Source organism: Bradyrhizobium sp. AZCC 2289 (assembly GCF_036924615.1).
Lineage (GTDB): Bacteria > Pseudomonadota > Alphaproteobacteria > Rhizobiales > Xanthobacteraceae > Bradyrhizobium.
Map to the genome: position 1 here is coordinate 5,497,723 of NZ_JAZHRY010000001.1, position 24,822 is coordinate 5,522,544.

The window sequence follows — 24,822 nt, forward strand, 5'->3', positions numbered from 1 at the left end:
ACGGGGGGCTGGTTTCGGAACAGGGGCATGACCGCGGGGGGCCGTTCAGAGCAGACGCTCGCAGCCGCGATGGCGCACCATCGCGCCGGCCGTCTCGCTGAGGCCGAGCGGCTCTACCAGTCCGTCTGCGATAGTGATCCAGACAACGCGCGCGCGTTTCACCTCTACGGCGTGGTCGCCCATCAGCTCGGGCGGCCCGATGCGGTGTCGCTGCTCGACCGGGCCGTGACCCTCGATCCGGATTTTGCCGAGGCCCACAACGACCGCGGTGTGATCCTCGCCGCCAATGGATCGTTTGCCGACGCGATCCCCTGCTTCGAGCGCGCGGTGGCGCTTAATCCCGGATATATCGAGGCGCGCAACAATCTCGGACGCGGATTGCGGTCGCTCGGGCGCCTCGACGAAGCATTGGTGCAGTTCGAACAGGTCCTGAAAGCCGCGCCCGATTCGCCACTTGCCCATTTCAATCTGGGCTCGGTGCTCGAACTGGCTGGTCAAAGGCCTGACGCCGAGAAGCATTACCGCAGCGCCATCGCGCTGCGCCCTGACTTTGTCGACGCCCATCTCCAATTGGCTTTGCTGCTTCAGAACAGCGATCGGCTGCCCGAAGCGCTGGCCCATGCGGAGCGGGCGGTCGCACTGCGTCCGGACAGCGCCGGCGCCCGCAACAATCTTGGCAATATTCTCCGCAGCCTCGGCCGGCGCGAGGAAGCGATCGCGCAATATCGGTCAGCGCTGCGGCTCGAGCCGAACTTCTTCATGGCGCACTATAATTGTGGCGTCGCGCTGCGCGGCGAAGCCAGGATCGCGGAGGCGCGGGCGCATTTCGAGCGCGCGGTTGCGCTCAGGCCGGATTTTGCGGAAGCCGAACTCGCTTTGTGCATGGCGGAGCTGCTGGCGCTTTACGCGGATGCGGCGGAGATCGACGAGCGGCGCGCGGCCTATGCAGGCCGGCTGGCAAAACTGTCCGCGAATCTGGAGCGCTCGGCCGTCCCCACCGCTCTCACCGAGGCAATCGGGTCGCATCAGCCGTTCTATCTTCCCTATCAGGGCCGCAACGACCGCGAGCTTCAAGCTCGCTATGGCGCGCTGGTCTGCAAAATCATGGCTGCGAGATATCAGACGCCGATTTTCCCGGATCCGCCCGCCCCGGGCGAGAAGATCAGGCTCGGTATCGTCAGCGGGTTTTTCCGGCAGCATTCGAACTGGAAGATCCCGATCAAAGGATGGCTCAAAATGCTGGACCGCGATCGGTTTCACGTCTCCGGCTATTACACGAATCCTGAACGCGATGGCGAGACCGAGGCGGCGGCAGCGATGTGCGACCGCTTCGTGCAGGGTCCGCTATCGCTCGACGGGTGGCGGCGCGCGGTCCTCGACGACGCGCCGCATGTTCTGATCTTTCCCGAAATCGGCATGGACAAGGTGTCGGCGCAACTCGCGGCGCAGCGGTTCGCCGCGGTTCAATGCGTTTCCTGGGGACATCCGGTCACATCGGGATTTCCGACCATCGATTACTTCATCAGCAGCGATCTCATGGAACCCGCGGATGCCGCCGGTCACTATTCTGAAAAACTGGTGCGGTTGCCCAATCTATCGATCTACGTCGAACCGCCGGACGTTTCGCCGCCTGCGATGGATCGAGCCGGGCTCGGGCTGCGCGACCATGCCGTTGTCTATTGGTGCGGCCAATCGTTGCCAAAGTACCTGCCGCAATTCGACCAGGTCTTCGTGCGCATCGCCACGGAGGTTCCCGACTCCCAATTTGCTTTCATCGAATTCGGAGGCGGTAGCGGCGTCACCGACTTGTTCCGAAATAGGCTTGAACGCGCCTTCAAGGCCGCCGGACTCGACGCCGGCGATCACTGTGTTTTCCTGCCCCGGCTGGCGCCGGATCTGTTCGTCGCCGCCATCGGTCAATGCGACGTCGTGCTGGATAGCATCGGCTGGTCGGGCTGCAATTCGATCCTCGAGAGCCTCGTTCACGATCTTCCCATCGTGACATTGGCCGGCGCGATGATGCGCGGCCGCCACGCGGCGGCAATCCTTGACATGATGGGGGTCGGCGAGACCACCGCGCGGACCGTCGATGAATATGTCGACATTGCAGGCGCGCTCGGCCGCGAGGTAACGAAGCGAAGCCGACTGTCCGCCCAAATACGCGACCGGAAGCACCGGATCTATCGCGACCTTGGCTGCATCGCATCGCTCCAGGAGTTTTTGGACAAAGCGGTACGAAATCCCGGCAGCAAGTAGTTTGGAAAACCCTTGCTCACTGTGAGCTCCGCGGATCGCAATTCGCGCAGGGTCGCTCGGTCACGTCCACGGATTCCTGCCGCTCTCCGCCATTTCGGTCTGGAATTGCGGGGGGCCATATGCGATCCATTCGCCGTCGGTCTGGAAGATCAGCGGCCGTTGGCTCTGCCGACAAAACTCCTTCAGCCAGTTGATCGCTTTCTCCTTCGGCCGTGCGCCGACGGCGACGGCAACATGGACCGGGACGCCCCGCCACTGAAAGTTTGAGGCAAGCAGAATCAAATTCGCCTTGTCCGGCCGCATCCATTCGGGAAGCGGACTGTTGTCGGCGAGCCACCCGCAAATGAATTGCTGGCACGGATCCACCGGCCTGTCCTGGTAGATGCTGCATTTGTGCGCGACACTGAAGCGGCAGGGATTTCCCGGCGAAACATCCTGACCACGGACAGTGATCCTCAGCCAGCCGTCACAGCAGGCCGTGCATTCCGAACATGCTCTGGCGGCATTCGATCGATCAGGCTGCATTGAAGTTTTCGTCCCAACATTTCGGCTACGCTAGGTAAGATTCGGGCCGACTGCAAATCGGATCGGCCCGCAGGGGTAGCGAAGCATAGTCGCCCTCCATTGATGACAAAAGGCGGGTTAAGCCGGAATCTGGCATCGGGCCGCGCCTCGCGCGGACCCGTTGGCCAGCCCTCCTTACATGTTGCGGCAGTCGAATTGCTTTTAACCGCTTGCAATTTTGCGCTCGTGGGCCATACCGTCGAAAAGCAAAAGGGGTTTGAGCGATGTTAAATGAGCGAGAGAAGATTCTGGACGCGCTGCGCGAGAAGCCGCTTAAGGTGTTCGAGGTGATGCGGCGCGCCAATATTCCGAATGAGGAAGCATGCCAATCGCTCCTGATGAAAATGCGGAGCGAGGGTTCGGTCAAGTTCGATATTCACAAAGGCCGATGGCACATCGGGTGATCACGTGCAGAGAGTGCCAACCATTGCCTAAATGGTATTGGCGACGCCCGCCTGATGCGATCCCGCGCCCGCTTGCGCATCATGAGGCGAAGACCCGGCCGGCGGCCGGGCCAGGGATCGGCCAACGCGCCTGAGCATCGCACTCGCCCGCGCGGCGCTGTGGTCAAGCAGCCAACGCCCGAACGCAGGAGGTGACAGCGCGCGCGCATAGAGAAATCCCTGAACGACGTCGCATCCAAGTTCTGCAAGCAAGTCTCGCTGCCCATCTGTTTCGACCCCTTCGGCCACGACGGTGAGCTGCAGGCTCTGGCCAACGCGGATCACGGTGGTAACGATCGCCCGCGCAGTGGGGTCGCTCTCGACATCGCGCATGAAGCTGCGATCGATCTTCAGCTCGCGGATTGGCAGATGCGCCAACCGGCTGAGACTCGAATAGCCGGTTCCAAAATCGTCCAGCGACAGGCCGACACCCTGCTTGCGAAGGGCATTCATGGTCTCGATCGCGACCGAGCGCTCGTTCAGGAACACGCCCTCGGTGATCTCGAGCATCAGCACTTCCGCTGGCAGGCCGTGATCCGCGAGGATCCCGGCGACAACTGATGCCAGATTCACGTTCTGGAAATTGATCGGCGACAGATTGACCGACACGCAGGGGATATCCAGCCCGGCCTTGCGCCATTCCGCCATTTGCCGGCAGGCCTCGCGGACCGACCACAGGCCGATCTGCTCGATCAGTCCGCACTCTTCGGCCAACGGGATAAATTTCGCGGGCGAGACCTCGCCGAGCACCGGGTCATGCCAGCGCGCCAGCGCCTCGACGCCATGGATGGCGCCATCGCTGGTCCGGATCTGCGGCTGATAATGCAATTTCAGGGCATCGTTGGCGATCGCATTGCGCAACGCCGCGCTGTGGGCCAGCCGTTGTTCGGCGAGCCGGTCCATGTCCGCCGAGAAGAAGCGATAGGTGGAGCGGCCGGCGCGCTTGGCCTTGTACATGGCCGCATCGGCCTGCTGTATCAGAGTATCGATGTCATCAGCGTTGTCCGGATAGATGCTGATGCCGATGCTGGCGGACATTGGCACCTGCTTGGTTCCGATCTGGAGCGGCGTGGAGACAGCTTCCGTGATCCGCGAAGCGACCGTTGAAGCCTCGGCAGCGTCGCGGTTCGGCAACACGATCACGAATTCGTCACCGCCGAGACGTCCCAGCAGGTCGCCCGGCTGAATCTGCGCGCGCAGGCGTTGGGCGAATTCGACCAGCAATTCGTCGCCGGCCGAGTGTCCAAGCGTATCGTTGACGTCCTTGAAATTGTCGACATCGAGAAACGCCAACGCGACGTGTCCGCCGGCGGGACAGGCCTGGACCGCCTCGGCGATCATGTCGCGCAGGCGCGCGCGGTTCGGCAGGCCGGTTAACGTATCGTAATAGGCGAGCCGCGCGATCTGGGCGCGCGCTTCCTTGCGCTCGATCGCCAGCGCGCCGAGATGGACGCAGGCGTCGACGATGCGCTGATGCCAGCGGCTTGGCGGGCGGCATTCCCTGAAATAGAAGGCGAAGGTTCCAATCACGCGGCCATCCTTGCCCTTGATCGGCGTCGACCAGCAGGCGCGCAAGCCGACCTCGAGCGGCCGGGTCTTGAACGGCTGCCAGCGCGGATCGGTGTCGATATCCTGCGCCAGCACGGCGTTGCCGTAATAGGCCGCGGAACCGCAGGAGCCGATATCCGGACCGATGGCGACGCCATCCAGCGCCCGGGAATAATCTTCGGGGAGGCTGGGGCCGCCCAGCGGATGAATTAGTCCAGCGGCGTCGATGTGGAGCAGCGAGGACACGACATCGGGCGCGATCTCCTCGACACGCCGGCAAAGCCGATCGGCGATATCGGTCAAGGGGATTTCATCGGCCAGTGCGTTCATGATCAGCTGCTGCAGCGACCGCAACTGCCTGGTCTCGGTGATATCGGTCAGCAGGGCGAACACGTATTTGACCCGGCCGCGGGCGTTGCGGAACGCCTTGACGTTGGCCGAGACCCAGATCTCGTCGCCGTTCTTGTCATAAGCGAGGACTTCCTCCTCACCGCCGTTTTCCTCACCGATCCAGCTTCGCAACCTGGCCAGCGTCCCGGGGTCGGTATGGCGACCCACGAGCAGCTCTCGCACCTGCCGTCCCGTTGCTTCCTCGGGGGTGTAGCCGAACATTCCTGTAAACGCCGCGTTGATGTAGACGATCCTCCGGTCGGGATCGGTGACGACGACGGCTCGGTTGGTGCGGTCCGCGACCTCTGAAAGCAGCGCCAATCGTGCGCGACGGTCGGCTTCGGCGGTGATGTCGCGAACGTATGCGATGGTCGAGATCTGGCCGTCGGCCTCGACCGGCGAAAGCGACAGCGCGGCGCGAATCCGGCTGCCATCCCTGCGCGTGATCGTGATCTCGGAGCTGTGTGTCCTGAAAGCGTCGTCGCCGCTCGTTTCACCCGAGACCGGCGCCGAATGCTGTTGCAGATCTCCAAGCCCCAGACAGCCTACATGACGACCCAGCACTTCCGTGCGGTCCAGCCCCCAGACGAGTTCGGCTGCCGCGTTGAAATGGCTGACGCGCAGATCGCTGTCGACGATCACGACGGCATCGTTCGCCCGCTCAAGTGCGGCCAGCAGGAAATCCGGGTCCTCTATCACAGCGCAATCGTGTCCGAGCATTATCCAACCCTGGTGCCCGCCTGGAAGCCACGAGGTCTTACCCCGGGCGGAAGCGCCGTTTTGGCCGAAAGCCTATGGCCGATCAGTGTTGAAATGGTTCTTCGCGCCGGTTCCGTCCGGCGGAAAGATATCATCGTTAAGAATTCGCTAATGATCCGAACCGAAGGCGGGTGAATACCCTGCGTGCAGCCCCGATCACGGGCCTGCACGGCCGGTGCCGAGGGTTTCAAATTTGCAATAGAAGCCATGTCGACATTGAAATTCGCAGCTTTGCGGCAACAGTTTACTCTCGGCGCAGATCAGGTGCGCAAATCGAACAGGGAATGCAGTTCTATGGCAGATATTGGAACAAAAACCGGAGGCCAGGGGTCATCCCCGCCGGCCCTGCCGTCATGGCCGGACGAGGTCTACCGAGCGCTGAAGGACGCGGGCGTGCGGCAGGTCGCCATGGTGCCGGACGCCGGCCATAGCCGTCTGATTCGTTCGTTTGAGGCCGATCCGGAAACCCGCCTCGTCACCCTGACGACGGAGGAAGAAGGCGTGGCGATGCTGGCCGGCGCCTGGCTGGGCGGCGAACGCGGCGTGCTCCTGCTGCAGTCCAGCGGCGTCGGCAATTGCATCAACATGCTCTCGCTGCCCGCCATCTGCCACATGCCGCTGCTGATGATCGTGACGATGCGCGGCGATTGGGGTGAGTTCAACCCATGGCAGATCCCGATGGGGCAGGGCACGCGCGCGGTGCTGGAGGCGATGGGCGTGATCGTGACGCGGGCGGATGAGCCCGATCTGGTCGCCTCGACGGTCCAGGGCGCCGCGAACCTCGCCTTCAACACCTGGCGGCCGGCGGCGGTCCTGATCGGACAGCGCGTGCTCGGCGCCAAGAATTTCAAGGAGCTTGCCCGCAAATGACCCATCCGAATGCGTTGCTTCACCGTCGTGACGTCGTCAATGAACTGCTGCGGGCGCGGGGCGATCTGCTCGTGATCGCCGGCCTCGGCGCGCCGAACTGGGACGTCTCGGCCGCGGGCGATCACCCCAATAATTTTCCGCTGTGGGGCGCGATGGGCGCCGCTTCCATGATCGGGCTGGGGCTTGCGATGGCGCAGCCGAAGCGGCGGGTGCTCGTCATCACCGGTGATGGCGAGATGCTGATGAGCATTGGCGCCCTTGCCACCATCGCGGTCGAGAAGCCCGCGAATCTCACGATCGCGGTGCTCGACAACGAGCGTTTCGGCGAAACCGGCATGCAGAAGACCCACACCGCCGCCGGCGTGGATCTGGCGGCGATGGCGGCTGCGGCCGGCATTCGGACGTCGCGGGTGGTCAGAACGCAAGCCGAGGTCACCGAGATCCGCGATCTCGCGCATCAGGGAAGCGGACCGGTGTTTGCGCAGATCAAGATCCATCCCGAGGCGCTGGTGTTTGTGATGCCGCCGTCCGACGGCGTCATCCTGACGACGCGCTTCCGGCAGTCGGTCCTGGGCGACAGCGCGCTTTATAATTGAGGCGCGCTGTCATACCGTCATCTTGATCTTCCAGAAGCCTTCCTTCTCGAGCTGCTCGATTTCGGACATGATCAGCGTCGAGATCGTTGTCGTGGCGATCGACGCGGGATGGTCGATCGGCGACGCCAGGATGAGTTCGCGCGAGATCGACGGGCTGACGAGGGCGGCCATCTCCAGGCGCTGCGCCGCCAGTTCGGCGCGGATCGCGGAGGGCGGCAGCAGCGTGTAGCCGAGTCCCTCTTCCATCAGGCTGATCTGGGCGCGATAGGAATCGGCCTCGATCAGCGGGTTGAGCGTCAATTTTTCCCGCGCCACGGCCTTTTCCAGCAACGCCCGCAGACCATGCGAAATACTGGGAACGATCAGGTTCTGCTTCACCAGCCACTTCAGGTCGACATGCTTCTTCCTGTTCAGGCCCGACCCCGGCGGCCCCACCACGGCGATGTCTTCGCGTCCGATCGATTGCACCTGGAGATGGAGATCCACCGCGGGGCCGTAGGTGATCGCCAGATCCATCTCGCCCCGATGCAGCCATTCCACCAGATGCCCGCCATAGCTTTCCACGATGCGCAGCGAGACGTCCGGAAAATCCGTGATGACGCGGCGGGCGAACCGTCCGGAGAAAACCGCACTCACCGTCGGAACCAGCCCGAGGATGACGCGTCCGGACGGCTTGCCGCTCGCCGATTGCAAATCGTCGCGCACCTGCTCGATCTGACGGACCAGACCCGTAGTGCGGTCGAGCAGCATCCGGCCCGCACTTGTCAAAAGCATGCCGCGCCCGTTGCGGACGAACAGCTCGACCCGAAGCTCGTGCTCGAGCAGCTTGATGTGCCGGCTGAGCGCAGGTTGCGCGGCCCGAAGCCGGTCCGCCGCCTTGCTGAGGCTCCCGAGCTCCGCCACGGCCCGGAACGTACGCAATTGCTTGAGATCCATCGGCTACCTTAAATGATTCATCCCACAAGCATCATATGCATTCAGGACCATAAATGGACTTGCGCGTTGAACGTCAACAGGCCCCGCTTTGGACCAGACCGCCCTTGAAGGGGGCGTATCGCGATCGGTCCTAACCGGCTACATAGGTAACAGAATAGACCGGCGACATTGATGAGCGAAACATTGACTGCTTCCCTTGCCCGCTTGCCGGTCACCCTCCGCGACGTCGAGGCGGCCGCTTCCGTGCTCGCCGGCCACGTCAAGCGAACCAATTTCGAGCGCAGCCGCACGCTGTCGGACATCACCGGTGCTAACGTCTGGCTCAAGTTCGAAAATTTGCAGTTCACCGCGACCTTCAAGGAGCGCGGCGCGCTCAACCGGCTGTCGGCGCTGTCCGCCGATGAACGGCGGCGGGGCGTGATTGCCGCCTCGGCCGGCAACCACGCGCAGGGCGTGGCCTATCACGCGGCGTGCCTTTCGATCCCGGCAACCATCTTCGTGCCGCTGGGCACGCCAACCATGAAGATCGAGAACACGCGCCGGCACGGCGCCAACGTGATCGAAGGCGGCGCGACGCTGGAGGAAGCGGCAGCCCTCGCCGCGGAGCATGGCCGCAAGGAGCGCCTGACCTACATCCATCCCTACGACGATCCGCTGATCATCGCCGGTCAGGGCACCATCGCGCTCGAGATGCTCGCTTCGGTGCCCGACCTCGACGTGCTGATCGTGCCGATCGGTGGCGGCGGCCTGATCTCCGGCATCGCCGTCGCGGCCAAGACGCTCAAGCCCGGTATCGAGATCGTCGGCGTGCAGGCCTCGCTGTATCCGTCGATGTACAATTTGATCAAGCGGCAGCAGCTTGCGATGCGCGGCGATACGCTGGCGGAGGGGATTGCGGTCAAGGCGCCTGGCCGGATCACGTCCGAGATCGTGGGCGCACTGGTCGATGACATCGTGCTCGTCACCGAGCAGCAGATCGAGCAGGCGCTGAGCCTTCTCATCACCATCGAGAAGACCGTGACCGAAGGCGCGGGTGCTGCGGGCCTCGCCGCGGTGCTCGCCAATGAGGCGCGCTTCAAGGGCCGTGCGGTCGGTCTGGTCCTCAGCGGCGGCAATATCGATACGCGGCTGCTCGCGGGCGTGCTGACGCGTCAACTGGCCCGCGAGGGCCGCCTGTCACAACTGAGGTTCGACATTGTCGACCGGCCCGGCCAGCTCGCCACCGTCGTCGCGGTCCTGAGCAAGACCGGCGCCAACATCGTCGAGGTGTCGCATCAGCGCATCTTCACCGATCTGCCGGCCAAGGCGGTGCAGCTCGAGGTGGTGATCGAAACCCGGGACCGGTCGCATCTGGCTTCGACCATTGCGGCGCTGAAGGCTGCCGACATCGCCGTCGATATTGGCGGCGAGTAGCGGCGCGGACGGGTTCTTCCCAAAAGGCCGGATGCCATTACCCGGTTCGGCCCGTGCCGATCACGCAGATATTCCAGCGGCATGCCGGCGAGGCTCCTGACGGGCCCGAGCCCCGCGGCCACCGAGCGTTTCCGATGGATATTCGCCAAACAGCGAATGATAGTAGTGGGAGAAGCGTCCGAGTTCGATGAAGCCCTGCTGCATCGCCACCTTGGCAACGGTGACCGCCGCAGGGTCGCTCTGCCTCAGAACGGAATGAATGGCGCACAGCCGCTTGTGTCGCAGGAACGTCACGGGTCCCAGACCAAGAACGTCGTCAAACGCGCGATGCAGACTCCGCCGCGAGACGTTGAAATGCGCGCAGATTTCGGAAACGTGGACGGGCCGGGCGCCGGCCTTGTCGAGATAATCCTCGACGTTCCTGACCAGCTGTATCGCCGATGGCAGCGGGCCGCGGCTGTCTGGTGGCAGTGAATGCATGATCGTTGCCGTCACGGCGTCCACGATCGCCCGTTTCCAGAAATCGGCGGCACCGTCGGATAACGCCGCCTGTTGCCGTGCCAGGCGGGAAACGATCAGCGGCAATCGGCGCGTCGATGCAATGCCGATCGAGGGGTCCGCCCGATAATGGCTCTTGCTGATCCATGTGGCTGGATCGCTCAATCGTGGTTCGCCCCTGAACAGAGAGGCGACCTCGGCCAGATCGAGACGGATCGCCGCGTAGGAAGCGGCGGCGTGGAAAGTTCCGTCATGCTCGGTACTGGGAGGCATGACCAGGACGTCGGCCGGCCGCATGTCGAAAGACCAATGGGTGACGGGATCTTCCGCGTTCAGCAGCATTCCGATGACGAGCTTGTCGTCGGTCGCAATGCGTTGGGTGCGGACGCCGACGGAAAACGAACCAATACTGAGCGAGAAATCTCCGATGCCGACGTGGCTCAACGCGCCGCGAAACTTTCCGCGTCCGAGTTGCATCACCTCGACCTGGGATCCCCGTATCGCCTGATGAAGACCCTCAAAACTGTACAGACGACAGCTGTTAACCGAAAGATGCGGGCTCATGATTCGAGGCTCCCTTGCCTCAGAACTTCGCATTGACCGCTTCCCGGCTCACGAGCCTGGCCGTTTGTTTCGACCACGATCGAAAGCTGCGCGATGAAGCAGTCCGCCGAGCCCAAATCACCGCGCGGACATTTAGGCACAACTTTGGTGCGTCGACAACGCGCTTGGTCGGGCCGCGACGATCTGCGCGCGGAACCATGAAGGTCTCTTCGCGGATCCGGATATCTGCGTCGCGGATTCACTCAGATTGTCTGCAGATCAGCGGCCAAATCGACGAATCGACCGGTTTGCGAAATTACACATTCAGGTTGAGAAGTGACCTCGCCGCAAATTGGCACAAACTGCACATCACACCGGTTCGAGATTCATCTAGCGTATCGACACGCTGATGCTTCGCGCCTGTAACTCCTTGAGCTGCGAAGCTTATGCGCCAATGCGTTGTGCCAAAAAAATGCGCAGAAAAAGGGAAGAGGGGCTGACTGATCTGCTTCCGCCTCGCGCTACCACCACGCGCGCGGCCGCGATGGAAAGGGCGTAACCGCGCACGTCGGGGGTCTGCGTCATGACGTTGCTGGGGACCGACATCAGGCGGGACGAACGGCGACCGGAGGGGTGCCGGACCGCCGACATGGTCTGGATTCCCGGCGCCATGTTCCGCATGGGTTCCGACGATCATTATCCCGAGGAAGCGCCGGCGCACCGCGTGAGGGTGGATGGATTCTGGATCGACCGCACGCCGGTGACCAACCACCAGTTCAAGCGCTTCGTCATCGCGACCGGTCACAAGACTCTTGCCGAAATTTCACCAGATCCACGAGATTATCCCGGCGCGTTGCCGCACATGCTCTACGCCGGCTCGCTCGTGTTCGTGCGGCCGCGATCGACGTTCGACCTGCGCGACTGGAGCCAGTGGTGGTCGTTCATGAAGGGAGCCGACTGGCGGCACCCCTACGGGCCCAACAGCAACATCGGCGCATTGGACGATCATCCCGTGGTGCACGTCGCCTATTCGGATGCGTTGGCCTATGCGCGGTGGGCGGGAAAGGATCTGCCGACCGAAGCCGAGTGGGAGTTCGCCGCGCGCGGCGGCCTCGATGGCGCCGAGTTCGCATGGGGCGACGAATTGACGCCTGGTGGCGTCCACATGGCCAACACCTGGCAGGGTGAATTCCCGCTGCATAACCTTCACGAAGATGGCTACGAGCGCACCTCGCCGGTGACGGCCTTCCCGGCCAACGGCTATGGCCTGCACGACATGATCGGCAATGTTTGGGAATGGACCTCGGACTGGTACGCGGCCAGGCACGAGGCGGATGCGCCGAAGGCGTGCTGCGTACCCGAAAATCCACGCGGCGGCCACGAGGAGGACAGCTACGATCCTCGCGAGCCCAACGTCAAAATCCCGCGCAAGGTCATCAAGGGCGGCTCGCATCTCTGCGCGCCGAACTATTGCCGCCGCTATCGCCCAGCGGCGCGCCATGCCGAGGCGATCGATACCTCGACCAGCCACGTCGGATTCCGGTGCGTCTCACGGAGTCCACAAGCGCGATGATGTGTATGCTTCGGTGACGCGGAGCGTTCAAGTACGAAGGGCAGGCGGCTTCGGATCGGCGAGCCAGATGCAACCGGTGAATCGAAATGAAGAATGGCGGCATTCAGCTCGGCTTCAAAACTTCCGTCATCACGCTGTTCGCGAGATCGATGATCTCGGCCGCCGGTGTCCACCATGCGCACGGTGGCGCAGATCTTCTCGCGGTACGCGTGCTTCCATCGCGGTGATCGGCCCTGAGACCGCGAAGCTGCGTGCCAATTTCTCATATGTCGTCGCCCGCGCATGGGGGCGATCCAGTATTCCAGAGACGTCAGTGATTAACCGAGAAGCCGCGGTGCACGGGATACCCCGCAAGAGCCTGTCATCGGGCTCGCCAACGGCAAGACCCGGTGGCGGGGTATGACGATTCGAGGCGTCATGGCATTTCCCATTCTTTCGAAAACGCTTTATGGTGCCCGACGGTTTTCACCCGGAGTGAGAACTATAATCCATCAATATCAAAGGCTTAACGGCAGGTCCGCGCCTTTGGAGGGCGGTTTGACGCGGTATATTTCGACCCGGGGGGAGGCCCCCGCACTTGGCTTCTGCGATGTGATGCTGACCGGGCTTGCCCGCGACGGCGGCCTCTACGTGCCTGAGGTGTGGCCGCAGCTTTCGCACCAGACCATCGCCGGATTTTTCGGCCGGCCCTATTGGGAAGTTGCGGTCGATGTGATCCGGCCGTTCGCCGGCGGCGAGATTTCCGACGCCGATCTCGGCCGCATGGCCAACGAGGCCTACGCCACCTTCCGCCATCCAGCCGTGGTGCCGCTTCGCCAGACCGGCGCCAGCCAGTTCGTGCTGGAACTGTTCCACGGTCCGACGCTCGCCTTCAAGGACGTCGCGATGCAGCTGATCTCGCGGCTGATGGATCACGTGCTGGCCAGGCGCGCGCAGCGTACCACCATCGTCGTCGCCACCTCGGGCGATACCGGGGGGGCTGCGGTCGATGCGTTTGCCGGTCTCGATAATGTCGACCTGATCGTGCTGTTTCCGAATGGCCGCATTTCCGACGTGCAGCGGCGGATGATGACGACATCGGGCGCCGCCAACGTGCATGCGCTCGCGATCGAGGGCACCTTTGACGATTGCCAGGCGATCGTGAAGGCGCTGTTCAACCATCACGGCTTTCGCGATGCGGTCTCGCTCTCCGGCGTCAATTCGATCAACTGGGCGCGCATCGTGGCCCAGGTCGTCTACTACTTCACGTCAGCTGTCGCGCTCGGCGCCCCGGCGCGGACGGTGGACTTCACCGTGCCGACCGGAAATTTCGGCGATATTTTTGCGGGCTATGTCGCCAAGCGAATGGGCCTGCCGGTGCGAACCCTGCGGATCGCCGCCAACATCAACGATATCCTGGCCCGCACGCTGAAGACCGGCATCTACGAAGTGCGCGAGGTCCACGCCACCGCGTCGCCGTCGATGGACATCCAGATCTCCTCGAATTTCGAGCGGCTGTTGTTCGAGGCAAGCCGCCGCGACGCCGACAGCGTACGCCGGCTGATGGCGTCGCTGAAGCAATCCAGCCGCTTCGTGCTGCCGGACGCGACACTGGCTGCGATCCGCGAGGAATTCGACGCCGGCCGCGCCGACGAGACTGAAACGGCAGCCGCGATCCGCGCCGCCTGGCGCGAGGCCGGCGATCTCGTCGATCCCCATACCGCGGTCGCGCTGGCAGTGGCCGATCGCGACAGTTCCGATTCCAGGATACCCAACATCGTGCTGTCGACCGCGCACCCGGCGAAATTCCCCGATGCGGTCGAAGCTGCCTGCGGCGTGCGGCCGCAACTGCCGGCCTGGCTCGACGGCCTGATGACCAAATCCGAACACATCACGGTGATGAAAAACGATTCGGCGGCGGTCGAGCGATTCGTCCGCTCGGTCAGCCGTGCCGCCAAGCAGGGAGTTGCCGGATGAGCGTCGACGTTACCAAGCTGGCGTCCGGCCTTACCGTCGTCACCGACACCATGCCGCATCTGGAGACCGCCGCGCTCGGCGTCTGGACCGGGGTCGGCGGCCGCGACGAAAAGCCCAACGAGCACGGCATCTCGCATCTCTTGGAGCATATGGCGTTCAAGGGCACCGCGCGGCGCTCCTCGCGCGAGATCGTCGAGGAGATCGAGGCGGTCGGCGGCGATCTCAACGCCGGCACCTCGACCGAAACCACGGCCTATTACGCGCGGGTGATGAAGGCCGACGTGCCGCTGGCGCTCGACGTGCTGTCCGACATCCTCGCCAATCCCTCCTTCGTGCCGGACGAACTGGAGCGCGAGAAGAGCGTCATCGTGCAGGAGATCGGGGCGGCGCAGGACACGCCGGACGACGTCGTGTTCGAGCATCTCAACGAGCTCTGCTATCCGGACCAGCCGATGGGGCGCTCGCTGCTCGGCACCGCCAAGACGCTGAAGAAATTCGATCGCGACATGCTGCGCAGTTATCTCACGACGCATTATCGCGGCCCGGACATGGTGGTGGCGGCGGCGGGCGCCGTGGATCACAAGCGCGTCGTCGAGGAAGCGACGCAGCGCTTTGCGAGTTTTGAAGGCACGCCCGCGCCGAAGCCGCAGGCGGCGATGTTCGGCAAGGGCGGTTCGCGCGTGGTGCATCGCGATCTCGAACAGGCGCATCTGACGCTGGCGCTCGAGGGCGTGCCGCAGACCGATCTGTCGCTGTTCTCGCTCCAGGTCTTCACCAACACGCTGGGTGGCGGGATGTCGTCGCGGCTGTTCCAGGAAGTGCGCGAAAAGCGCGGCCTGTGCTACTCGATCTACACGTTCCACGCGCCCTATACCGATACCGGCTTTTTCGGGCTCTATACCGGCACCGATCCGGCCGACGCGCCGGAGATGATGGAAGTGATCGTCGACGTCATCAACGACGCCGTCGAAACCCTGACCGAAGCCGAGATCGCCCGCGCCAAGGCGCAGATGAAGGCGGGGCTGCTGATGGCGCTGGAGAGCTGTTCCTCCCGCGCCGAGCAGCTGGCGCGTCACATGCTGGCCTATGGCCGGCCGCTGACGGCGGAGGAACTTGTCGGGCGGATCGACGCGGTCAGCGTGGAATCGACCCGCGACGCCGCGCGGGGCCTGTTGTCGCGCAGCCGGCCGGCGGTTGTCGCCCTTGGCAGCGGAAGGGGTCTGGACACGGCGGTGTCTTTTGCGGAAGGATTGACCCGGTCGAAGGCGAAAACGCTCCTGCATTGAGGGCAGGCGCCCTGCGACCGGATGCGGGCGGGGGAGTTTCAGGTATGGCCCTGTTTCGTTTGCCATCCAGCGGACCGGCGGCACTGGTGCCACGCGGGTACGGTCTGTTGCTGCGCGCGCCGCAGATGTCGGATTTCCTGCAATGGGCGCAGCTCCGCGAACATAGCCGCGCCTATCTGACGCCGTGGGAGCCGATCTGGCCGTCCGACGATCTCTCCCGTGCCGGTTTCCGGCGCCGCCTGCGCCGCTATGCCGAAGACATCGCCGCCGACCGGTCCTATCCGTTCATCATCTTCCGCGAATCGGACGGCATGATGATCGGCGGCATTACACTCGCCAATGTCCGCCGCGGCATCGTGCAGGCCGGCACCATCGGCTATTGGGTCGGCCAGCCCCATGCCCATCGCGGTTATATGACGACGGCGCTGCGCGTATTGCTGCCGTCGCTGTTCGGCGAGCTCAATCTGCACCGCATCGAGGCCGCCTGCATTCCCTCCAATACGCCCTCGATCCGGGTGCTGGAGAAATGCGGCTTTACCCGCGAGGGGCTGGCGCGGCGCTATCTCTGCATCAACGGGGTCTGGCAGGATCATCTGCTGTTCGGCCTGTTGCACGAGGATTTCCGCGGCTGAACCCCAACACGAGGCGCCTAGAAGCGCCCTGATGTGCCTCCATGCGCCTTGCCTTTAAGTGCCTTGGGTTCGCCGCCATTGCGCTGTTATAAGGCGGCCTTGGAAGACGGTCGGATGATGTCAGGGACGTCGCATGGGTGACAATCGTTTGGTCAGGGTCGCGATAGCGGCCGCGCTCGGCTGCAGCCTGCTGGCTCAGCCTGTGGCTGCGCAATCGCTGAGCGATCGCTTCAAGAGCCTGTTCGGCGGCAAGTCGGACGAGCCGGCGGCCAATACGCCGGCGGCGCCGGGGTCCGACAACGTCGACCAGTCCGGCCTGTTCTGCCCGGACGTGAAGATCCGCGCCGGCGCCTCGACCTATGCGGTGGCGGCGCCCGGCAAGCAGCCGATCGGCAACGATCTCAAGTTTCAGGCGACCATCACCAAGACCGCCCGCGAATGCCAGATCAATGGCGGCGAGATCACCGCGCGGGTCGGAATCCAGGGCCGCATTATCGCCGGCCCGGCCGGTGCCCCGACCTCGGTGCAGATTCCGCTGCGCGTTGCCGTGGTGCAGGGCGGCGTGTCGGAGAAGACCATCGCCACCAAGGTCTACCAGACCACGGTCGGGATGTCGGAATCGGGCAGCGAACCGTTCACGCTGGTCGCCGATGACCTGGTATATCCGGCGCCGTCGGTCGCGGTCGGCGACACCTACATCTTCTATATCGGGTTCGACCCGCAGGCCCTGAAGCCGGAACCGAAGCCGAAGGCGACGAAGAAGAAGTGATTGTCGACAATCGGCGCGTGACACATGCAAGGTCGTCATACCCGCGAAAGCGGGTATCCCGTACGCCGCGGCTTCTCGGCTTTTATCGCTGGCGTCTCTGGAATACTGGATCGCCCGCCTTCGCGGGCGATGACAGCTAAAAGCCAACAAAAAAGCCGGCGCGATGAACTCGCGCCGGCTTTTTGTATCAGGTGAGATCGATCAGTTCAGCTTGGCGCGAACTTCGGCGATGCCCTTCGCCAGCAGGTCATCGGCCACCGTGCCCTTGACCGACTGCGACAGGATGGTCGAGGCCGCCGCCACCGCGGCATTGGCCGCCGCCGAACGGACGTCGGCGATTGCCTGCGCTTCGGCCAGCGCGATCTTGCTCTCGGCGGTCTTGGTGCGCCGGGCGACAAAATCTTCCATCTTGGCCTTGGCTTCCACCGCGATGCGTTCGGCGTCGGCCTTGGCGTTCGAGATGATCTCTTCGGCCTCGCGTTCGGCGCTGGCCCGCTTGGTCTTGTATTCCGCGAGCAGCTTTGCGGCTTCTTCCTTGAGGCGACGGGCGTCGTCGAGTTCGGCCCTGATGCGTTCGGCGCGGTGGTCCAGCGCCTTCAGCACCGTCTTGTGGACACCGAGATAGGCAAACACGATCATCAGGATGACGAACGCGATCGCAACCCAGGTTTCCGGTTCGTAGAACATCGGACTATCCCTTCAACGAAGCGTCGACGGCGCTGTTCACCGCGCTGCCGTCAGGCAGCACGCCGGTCAGCCGCTGCACGATGGCCGCGGCCGCGTCGGCCGCGATGCCGCGAACATTGGTCATCGCGGTCTCGCGGGTTGCCGCGATGGTTTTCTCGGCCTGGGCGAGCTTGGCGGAAAGCTGGTCTTCCAGCGTCTTGCGCTCGGCTTCCGAGGCCGCGTTCAACTTCTCGCGGGTCTCGTTGCCGATGGCCTGGGCGCGAGAGCGCGCGGCCGCCAGTTCGCTTTCGTAGGCCTTCAGCGCCGCGTCGGACTCGTCCTTCAGCTTCTGCGCTGCCGCCAGATCGCCCTCGATCGCATCCTGCCGCGCATCGATGACGCTGCCGACCCGCGGCAGCGCGATGCGTGAGACGATCAGATAAAGCGCGACGAAGGCGATGACCAGCGACACCAATTGGGACGCGAAGGTGGAGGAATCGAACGGCGGGAACCCGCCGCTGTGATGACCTCCATCCGCCTCGGTATGGGCGCCGGTCTTCTGGCCTTTTGCCTCGCCATGACTCTCAGCCATGGAGTTCTCCTGTTGCTGTCAGGCGCACCGCCGACGAGCGGCGGCGCGAAGGGATTCCGCTCAGAGCGGGACGAACAGCAGCAGCAGTGCGATCAGCAGCGAGAAGATGCCGAGGGCTTCGGTCACGGCAAAGCCGAAGATCAGGTTGCCGAACTGGCCCTGGGCTGCGGAGGGATTGCGCACCGCCGCGGCAAGGTAGTTGCCGAAGATGATGCCCACGCCGACGCCCGCACCGCCCATGCCGATGCATGCGATGCCCGCGCCGATAAGTTTAGCTGCTGCCGGTTCCATTTTTAGCTCCTTAGGAAGAAAGACAAGGGTGGTGGGTGGGAATTCCCGGGACCGCTTAGTGTCCCGGATGAAGGGCGTCGTTGAGGTAGATGCAGGTGAGGATCGCGAACACATAGGCCTGCAGGAACGCGACCAGGAGCTCGAGCGCGGTGAGCGCAACCGTGAGCGCCAGCGGCATCACGCCGCCGATCCAGCCGAGCGCGCCGAGCGAGACGCCGAGCATCGCGACGAAGCCCGCGAACACCTTCAGCGCGATGTGGCCGGCCAGCATGTTGGCGAACAGACGCACGCTGTGCGAGACCGGCCGCAGGAAGAACGACAGGATTTCGATGAACATGACCAGCGGCAGAATGTAGATCGGAACACCGGACGGCACGAAAATCTTGAAGAATTTCAGGCCGTTCTTGTAGACGCCGTAGATCAGCACGGTGAGAAACACCAGGAGCGCCAGCGCCACGGTGACGATGATGTGGCTCGAAATCGTGAAGGTATAGGGAATGATGCCGACGAGGTTCGAAACGCAGATGAACATGAACAGCGAGAAGATCAGCGGGAAGAACTTCATGCCTTCCGCGCCGGCAGTGCTGCGGATCGTGCCGGCGACGAACTCGTAGGAGATTTCGGCCATCGACTGGAATCGCCCCGGCACCAGTTGCCGACCCGAGACGCCACCGATCATCAGGATCGAGATCAAGGCCACCGCGACGAACATGTAGAGCGACGAGTTCGTGAACGCGATCGTCTGATTGCCGATGTGGCCGATCGTGAACAGCGGCTCGATATTGAACTGGTGGATCGGGTCGATTTTCATCCGCGCGGCTCTTGGTCCTCCGGCACTGCGGCCGGCAATCGAATTTCAAATGTCGTGACTTCCCGTCAGTGCTCAGCGCCTGCCTGAAGCTACGCCTGCAGATCTCACCACGTTGACCACGCCGGCGACGAAGCCGAGCAGCAAAAACACGATGAAACCGAACGGCGATGTCGACAACAAACGGTCGAAACCCCAGCCAATCCCTGCCCCGACGGCAACGCCCGCAACCAACTCCGAGGAAAGGCGGAAACCAAGCGCCATGGCGGAAGCCCTGGCAGCCCTGTCGCCGCTTTCAGTGCCGGGTTGGTCAGTCCCGATTTTGCGGCTGTCCCGAATTTCGGACAACCGGTTGTCGAGACTTCCGAGCCTTGCGGAAAGCGCGGCTTCATCGGACGACGATTGATCGCGATTTCCATTTGCGCCGTCGTTGGTGTCTTCAGCCATGCTGCAGACTAAACGATGCCGCGGTGGATGGAAATTGCGCCCGTCACCCTTAAAAGCCGCGCGGACCATACTTACCGCGTCTAATCAAGTCAAGATTGCGTCGTAACCAGTTAGTGCATTGATTTAACTGGATTTATTTGGAAATATTCCACTGCGCTGTGGACCCGTCATCGCAGTGCAGCAGCTTATTCGGCACGGATCAATCTTGCGCGGCTCAGACGGGTCTGTTGGGATGCACCCGCGCACCTCAAATCCTTCTTCCCGGAGCCCGCATGCCGCGTCAGGTCGATTACTATTTCTCGTTTCAATCGCCTTGGGCCTATATCGGGCATAACTTTTTTCGGGACCTCGTAAGTACCTACGATCTCAAGGTGAATCACAAGCCGGTGGTGCTGGTCGATCTGTTCTCGGAGACCGGCGGGCTGCCGCTTATGAAGCGCCACCCGGTGCGGCAGCGCTACCGGATGGTCGAGCTGCAGCGCTGGCGCGACAAGCGCGGCCTGAAATTCCATCTGCAGCCGGCGAACTGGCCGTTCAACGCCCGGCTTGCCGATGGCGTGGTGATCGCGGCCCTCGAGGCCGGTCTCGATCCCGATCGATATCTGCGGCGGGCCTTTGCCGGCGTCTGGGAGGATCAGCTCAATCTCGCCGATCCCGCCACCATCGTCCAACTGGCCGACGAATCCGGGCTTCCCGGCCGGCAATTGGTCGAGCGTTCGCAGTCCGAGGAGATCAGCGCGGCCTATGAGCAGAACCGCCAGGATGCGCTGGCGTCGGACGTGTTCGGCTCGCCGGTCTATGTGCTCGACGGCGAGGTATTCTGGGGACAGGATCGGATCGAATTGCTGGCAGACGCGTTGAAGTCGGGCCGCGCGCCCTATAGGTCACAGGTATAGCTTTTTGCTTTGACGCGTTTTCTACCGCAGATAAGTCTACGCAATCTGCGCCAGGCTTGATTGCTATGCGAACCGGTACCCACCCCGGAACAAGTCCGGGGCAGGCTTTCGCTCGAAAACGCTATGAGGCTGAGGTACCAGAACCGTCCTGAGGCGGGAGCAAGCTCATGAGCACAGCGACGTCGTCCTCGAAATTCTCCTCTTTCCTTGGCCTTGCCGCGCTGGCGGTTTGTCTCGGCGGCGCAGCGGGCGCGGTCGCGCAGGCGGCGCCGGACACCGAGAACGGCCGCTATGCGCTGTCGCCGACGGCAGACGGCGTGCTCCGGCTCGATACGCGAACCGGCACGGTTTCGACCTGCAACAATTCCGGCGCGGGCTGGGCCTGCTACGCGGTGCCTGATGAGCGCGCCGCTCTCGATGCGGAAATCGGCCGGCTGCAGGCCGACAATGACAAGCTCAAGGCCGAGCTGGCGGCGCGCGAGCCGACGATTGCCGGCAAGATCGAGGAGCCGCTGCCGAAAAGCGACGCGCTGCCGAAAGATGAATCCCAGCCGAAATCGGATTCGCTGCGGAAGCCGGAGCCGAAGGTCGCCGAGGGCGAGCGCAAGATCGAGATTCCGCTGCCGAGCGATCGCGACATGGATCGCATGATGTCGTTCCTGGAGCGGGCCTGGCGGCGTTTGATCGAGATGGCCAACCGGGTTCAGAGGGACATCAACGGCAAGATTTGACGGGGCTTTACAGCTGTCGTCCCTGCGAAAGCAGGGACCCATAATCACCACCGTTGGTTGTTGCAGAAGGTATCAACTCCTTCCTCCCAAACACGAGAGGCCGCGGAGTATGGGTCCCTGCTTTCGCAGGGACGACGGAGAGAAAGAGTTTATGACCGCACCCAAATCGCTCTCCCGCACGCCGCCATCCACGATCGCCGCCCCTGCCATCGTCTCGTCGCTTCTCGCGGTGCAGACGCGAGGTGCCGGCTTCACCGATCTCAGCGCCGAGATCGCAAAATTCGTGGCGGACGCGCACGCGCGCGAGGGCGCGGTGACGCTGTTCATTCGCCATACCTCGGCGTCGCTGACGATCCAGGAAAATGCCGACCCGTCGGTGCTCGACGATTTGACGACGGCGCTGCATCGCCTGGCGCCCGAGAATGCCGGATGGACGCATGACACCGAAGGGCCCGACGACATGCCGGCGCATGTCAAGACCATGCTGACCGCGACCTCGCTGCAGGTTCCGGTGCTGCAGGGCGAACTTGCGCTCGGCACCTGGCAGGCGATCTACCTGATCGAGCATCGCACGCGACCGCATCGGCGCGAAATCGTGCTGCAGTTCATCGGAAGCGTCGGCTGAAAACAAAACCGGCCGCGGAGCGATCCGCGGCCGGTTTGTTGTTCAAGTCTGGTCCGGACGGCTGTCGCCGCTATCGAGACCGTCAGTTGGTCTTGATGTCGACGTCCTTGGTTTCCGGCAGGAAGAAGAAGCCGACGACCGCGGTGATCGCGGCAAAGATGATCGGATACCAAAGACCGGCATAGATATCGCCGGTGGACGCCACGATCGCGAACGCGGTCGCAGGCAACAAGCCGCCGAACCAGCCGTTGCCGATGTGATAGGGCAGCGACATCGAGGTGTAGCGGATCTTGGTCGGGAACAGTTCGACCAACACCGCGGCGATCGGCCCGTACACCATGGTGACGAAGATCACCAGGATGAACAGCAGTCCGATAATCGCCAGAACCTGCGGACGGAAGATATCGAACGGGTTCGACATCTTCACGATGCCGGCGTCGCCCGCTTTGGGATAGCCGGCGGCGGCAACCGCTGCGGCGACGGCCGGGTTACCGGCTTTCGCGTCGGCGTAGACCACTTCCTTGCCATTCACCATCACCTTCACGCCGGAGCCTGCGGCGCCGTACGAGGTCGAATACTTGACCGACGACGACGCGAGGAAGGCGCGGGCGGTGTCGCACGGCGCGGTGAAGACGCGGGTGCCGACCGGGTTGAACAGATCGCCGCAGAGTGCGGGATCGGAGACCACTTCCACCTTGGTGGCTTCGATCGCCTTTTCCAGCGCCGGGTTGGCGTTGGTCGTGATCATCCGGAAGATCGGGAAGAACGTCAGCGCCGCGATCAGGCAGCCCGCCAGAATGATCGGCTTGCGGCCGATCTTGTCGGACAGGGCGCCGAACACGACGAAGAAGCCGGTGCCGAACAACAGCGACCACGCGATCAGAAGGTTGGCGGTGTAGCCGTCGACCTTCAGGATCGATTGCAGGAAGAACAGCGCGTAGAACTGGCCGGTATACCAGACCACGCCCTGACCCATGGTGCCGCCGAGCAGCGCCAGGATGACGATCTTGGCGTTGCTCCAGTTGGCGAAGGCCTCGGTCAACGGGGCCTTCGAGGTCTTGCCCTCGTCCTTCATTTTCTGGAACACCGGCGATTCGTTCAGGCGCAGCCGGATCCAGACCGAAACGCCGAGCAAGACGACCGAAACCAGGAACGGAATGCGCCAGCCCCAGGCGGCGAATTCAGGCTCGCCGAGCGCGGAACGCGTGAACAGGATCACCAGCAGCGACAGGAACAGGCCGAGCGTCGCCGTGGTCTGGATGAACGAGGTGTAATAGCCGCGCTTGCCCTGCGGTGAATGCTCGGCCACATAGGTCGCGGCTCCGCCATACTCGCCGCCGAGCGCGAGACCTTGCGCCAGACGCAACGCGATCAGGATGACCGGTGCGGCAAAGCCGATGGTCGCCGCATTGGGCAGCAGGCCGACGATGAAGGTCGACAGACCCATGATCAGGATGGTGACGAGGAAGGTGTATTTGCGGCCGACGATATCGCCGATGCGCCCGAACACGATGGCGCCGAACGGGCGAACCAGGAAGCCCGCGGCGAAGGCGAGCAGCGCGAAGATGTCGCGGGTCGCCGGCGGATAGGCCGAGAAGAACTGCGCGCCGATGATCGGGGCGAGCGATCCGTACAGGTAGAAATCGTACCATTCGAAGACGGTGCCGAGCGAGGAGGCGAGAATGACGAAACGTTCGTCCTTGGTCATTCCGCCGGTCCTGGCCGAAGTTGCAGTCATGGTAGACATTTTGGTTCGCTCCCCGAAAGCATTGATGCAAAGCTTGCCCGTGCGCCGATCTTGGGCCGGATTGAGCGCAGGCTCCGGCGTTAAGGTAACATCGCTGTGAAACCCGTCCCAATACGACTTTTGGCCCTTTCGCTTTTCGTCCACCGAAGCCTTTTGGTTGCGATGGATCAATGCGGAGGAATGCCCGGTATTGCAGCGCACAACCGCGCGGGTTAACTGCTTTGAGATGTGATAGGATTGGGCGCTTGCACACGACGGCCCGGCAGGAGACAAAGCGGTCCGGGTCTGCCGCAGGCCCTTTGCGAGAAACGAATGACGACCGCTGCCAGTACCCACCTCGTCATCGCCGATGACCATCCATTGTTCCGCGACGCGTTGCGGCAGGCGGTGGCGAGCGTCGTGCGCTCGGCCGTCATCAGCGAGGCCGGGTCGTTCGACGATCTCACCGCGCTCCTGGAACAGGATTCCGACGTCGATTTGATCCTGCTCGATCTGACCATGCCGGGGATTTCGGGCTTCTCCGGCCTGATTTACCTGCGCGCGCAATATCCGGCGATCCCCGTGGTGATCGTTTCCGCCAGCGACGACGCCGGCACCATCCGCCGCTCGCTCGATTTCGGCGCCTCCGGCTTCATCCCAAAACGCTTCGGGGTCGAGACGCTGCGCGACGCGATCATGAAGGTGATGGATGGCGACGTCTGGGTCCCGCAGGACACCGACCTCACATCGGCCAACGACCCGGATATGACGCGCCTGCGCGACCGGCTGGTGACGCTGACCCCGCAGCAGGTGCGGGTGCTGATGATGCTGTCGGAGGGGTTGCTCAACAAGCAGATCGCCTATGAACTCGGCGTCTCCGAGGCGACCATCAAGGCGCATGTCTCGGCGATCCTGCAGAAGCTCGGCGTCGAAAGCCGAACCCAGGCCGTGATCGCGGCGGCCAAGATCGCCGGCGGCCAATGGCGCCCGGGAACGCCTTCGCCTTAA

General features: G+C 63.3%; 24 protein-coding genes. 14 read left to right on the top strand and 10 right to left on the bottom strand.

The annotated features are described in order from the left end of the window. The first annotated feature begins 27 nt into the window (after positions 1-27). Positions 28-2,256, top strand: a complete 2,229-nt coding sequence (locus V1289_RS26015) for a tetratricopeptide repeat protein (protein WP_334399983.1) — start codon at positions 28-30, stop codon at positions 2,254-2,256. Between the two features lie 60 nt (positions 2,257-2,316). Here V1289_RS26015 and V1289_RS26020 read toward each other — a convergent pair whose 3' ends face one another. Then, entirely contained in the window at positions 2,317-2,622 is a 306-nt protein-coding gene (locus V1289_RS26020; protein ID WP_334399985.1) for a hypothetical protein, read from the bottom strand. Between the two features lie 422 nt (positions 2,623-3,044). Here V1289_RS26020 and V1289_RS26025 point away from each other — a divergent pair, with 422 nt between their 5' ends. Beyond that, a complete protein-coding gene (locus V1289_RS26025) occupies positions 3,045-3,224 on the top strand; it encodes a hypothetical protein (protein WP_334399987.1) in 180 nt (59 codons plus the stop codon). A 27-nt stretch (positions 3,225-3,251) separates the two neighbouring features. Here V1289_RS26025 and V1289_RS26030 read toward each other — a convergent pair whose 3' ends face one another. Then, complete coding sequence (locus V1289_RS26030; RefSeq protein WP_334399989.1) at positions 3,252-5,921, bottom strand: EAL domain-containing protein; 2,670 nt, start codon at positions 5,919-5,921, stop codon at positions 3,252-3,254. A gap of 333 nt (positions 5,922-6,254) precedes the next feature. Between V1289_RS26030 and V1289_RS26035 the strand changes: the two genes are divergently transcribed. Continuing rightward, positions 6,255-6,830 (top strand): thiamine pyrophosphate-binding protein, encoded by a 576-nt coding sequence (locus V1289_RS26035; protein WP_334399991.1) that lies wholly within the window; start codon positions 6,255-6,257, stop codon positions 6,828-6,830. Beyond that, positions 6,827-7,426, top strand: a complete 600-nt coding sequence (locus V1289_RS26040) for a thiamine pyrophosphate-dependent enzyme (RefSeq protein ID WP_334399993.1) — start codon at positions 6,827-6,829, stop codon at positions 7,424-7,426. Before V1289_RS26035 ends, V1289_RS26040 begins: the two co-directional genes overlap by 4 nt. Positions 7,427-7,435: 9 nt before the next feature. Here V1289_RS26040 and V1289_RS26045 read toward each other — a convergent pair whose 3' ends face one another. After that, entirely contained in the window at positions 7,436-8,362 is a 927-nt protein-coding gene (locus V1289_RS26045) for a LysR family transcriptional regulator (RefSeq protein WP_334399995.1), read from the bottom strand. Between the two features lie 171 nt (positions 8,363-8,533). Here V1289_RS26045 and V1289_RS26050 point away from each other — a divergent pair, with 171 nt between their 5' ends. Continuing rightward, positions 8,534-9,775: a threonine ammonia-lyase gene (locus V1289_RS26050; protein ID WP_334399996.1), complete on the top strand. Its 1,242-nt coding sequence runs from the start codon at positions 8,534-8,536 to the stop codon at positions 9,773-9,775. A gap of 60 nt (positions 9,776-9,835) precedes the next feature. Here the strand turns inward: V1289_RS26050 and V1289_RS26055 are convergent, their stop codons facing one another. Further along, complete coding sequence (locus V1289_RS26055) at positions 9,836-10,837, bottom strand: helix-turn-helix domain-containing protein (protein WP_334399998.1); 1,002 nt, start codon at positions 10,835-10,837, stop codon at positions 9,836-9,838. A gap of 562 nt (positions 10,838-11,399) precedes the next feature. Here V1289_RS26055 and V1289_RS26060 point away from each other — a divergent pair. The 5 genes from V1289_RS26060 to V1289_RS26080 all read left to right on the top strand — a co-directional run bounded on the left by V1289_RS26060 (position 11,400) and on the right by V1289_RS26080 (position 17,032). Next, on the top strand, positions 11,400-12,389 hold the full coding sequence (locus V1289_RS26060; protein ID WP_442896077.1) for a formylglycine-generating enzyme family protein: 990 nt from the start codon (positions 11,400-11,402) through the stop codon (positions 12,387-12,389). Between the two features lie 537 nt (positions 12,390-12,926). Next, positions 12,927-14,345, top strand: a complete 1,419-nt coding sequence (gene thrC / locus V1289_RS26065) for a threonine synthase (RefSeq protein WP_334400000.1) — start codon at positions 12,927-12,929, stop codon at positions 14,343-14,345. Further along, positions 14,342-15,631, top strand: a complete 1,290-nt coding sequence (locus tag V1289_RS26070; protein ID WP_334400002.1) for a M16 family metallopeptidase — start codon at positions 14,342-14,344, stop codon at positions 15,629-15,631. The genes thrC and V1289_RS26070 overlap by 4 nt, the downstream gene beginning before the upstream one ends. Before the next feature lie 44 nt (positions 15,632-15,675). After that, positions 15,676-16,263: a GNAT family N-acetyltransferase gene (locus V1289_RS26075; protein WP_334400004.1), complete on the top strand. Its 588-nt coding sequence runs from the start codon at positions 15,676-15,678 to the stop codon at positions 16,261-16,263. A gap of 133 nt (positions 16,264-16,396) precedes the next feature. Then, positions 16,397-17,032 carry a hypothetical protein gene (locus V1289_RS26080; protein WP_334400006.1) on the top strand — a complete coding sequence of 212 codons (636 nt, stop codon included), beginning with the start codon at positions 16,397-16,399 and terminating at the stop codon, positions 17,030-17,032. Positions 17,033-17,233: 201 nt separating this feature from the next. Here the strand turns inward: V1289_RS26080 and V1289_RS26085 are convergent, their stop codons facing one another. From V1289_RS26085 to V1289_RS26105, 5 genes are all read right to left on the bottom strand, one after another. Further along, entirely contained in the window at positions 17,234-17,719 is a 486-nt protein-coding gene (locus V1289_RS26085; protein ID WP_334400008.1) for a F0F1 ATP synthase subunit B family protein, read from the bottom strand. Positions 17,720-17,723: 4 nt separating this feature from the next. Further along, positions 17,724-18,290 (bottom strand): F0F1 ATP synthase subunit B, encoded by a 567-nt coding sequence (locus V1289_RS26090; protein WP_334400010.1) that lies wholly within the window; start codon positions 18,288-18,290, stop codon positions 17,724-17,726. Positions 18,291-18,350: 60 nt separating this feature from the next. After that, positions 18,351-18,581 carry a F0F1 ATP synthase subunit C gene (locus tag V1289_RS26095; protein ID WP_016847054.1) on the bottom strand — a complete coding sequence of 77 codons (231 nt, stop codon included), beginning with the start codon at positions 18,579-18,581 and terminating at the stop codon, positions 18,351-18,353. Positions 18,582-18,636: 55 nt separating this feature from the next. Then, complete coding sequence (locus V1289_RS26100) at positions 18,637-19,392, bottom strand: F0F1 ATP synthase subunit A (protein WP_334400012.1); 756 nt, start codon at positions 19,390-19,392, stop codon at positions 18,637-18,639. A 72-nt stretch (positions 19,393-19,464) separates the two neighbouring features. Continuing rightward, on the bottom strand, positions 19,465-19,836 hold the full coding sequence (locus V1289_RS26105; protein WP_334407693.1) for an AtpZ/AtpI family protein: 372 nt from the start codon (positions 19,834-19,836) through the stop codon (positions 19,465-19,467). A 272-nt stretch (positions 19,837-20,108) separates the two neighbouring features. Here V1289_RS26105 and V1289_RS26110 point away from each other — a divergent pair, with 272 nt between their 5' ends. From V1289_RS26110 to V1289_RS26120, 3 genes are all read left to right on the top strand, one after another. Then, positions 20,109-20,732 (top strand): 2-hydroxychromene-2-carboxylate isomerase, encoded by a 624-nt coding sequence (locus V1289_RS26110; protein ID WP_334400014.1) that lies wholly within the window; start codon positions 20,109-20,111, stop codon positions 20,730-20,732. A gap of 167 nt (positions 20,733-20,899) precedes the next feature. Then, on the top strand, positions 20,900-21,463 hold the full coding sequence (locus V1289_RS26115) for a hypothetical protein (RefSeq protein WP_334400016.1): 564 nt from the start codon (positions 20,900-20,902) through the stop codon (positions 21,461-21,463). Positions 21,464-21,614: 151 nt separating this feature from the next. After that, complete coding sequence (locus V1289_RS26120; protein ID WP_334400018.1) at positions 21,615-22,088, top strand: secondary thiamine-phosphate synthase enzyme YjbQ; 474 nt, start codon at positions 21,615-21,617, stop codon at positions 22,086-22,088. Between the two features lie 82 nt (positions 22,089-22,170). Here the strand turns inward: V1289_RS26120 and V1289_RS26125 are convergent, their stop codons facing one another. Beyond that, the gene (locus V1289_RS26125) at positions 22,171-23,796 is read right to left on the bottom strand and encodes an MFS transporter (protein WP_442896196.1); all 1,626 of its coding nucleotides are present in this window, start codon (positions 23,794-23,796) and stop codon (positions 22,171-22,173) included. A 351-nt stretch (positions 23,797-24,147) separates the two neighbouring features. Here V1289_RS26125 and V1289_RS26130 point away from each other — a divergent pair, with 351 nt between their 5' ends. Continuing rightward, the gene (locus V1289_RS26130) at positions 24,148-24,822 is read left to right on the top strand and encodes a response regulator transcription factor (RefSeq protein ID WP_334400021.1); all 675 of its coding nucleotides are present in this window, start codon (positions 24,148-24,150) and stop codon (positions 24,820-24,822) included.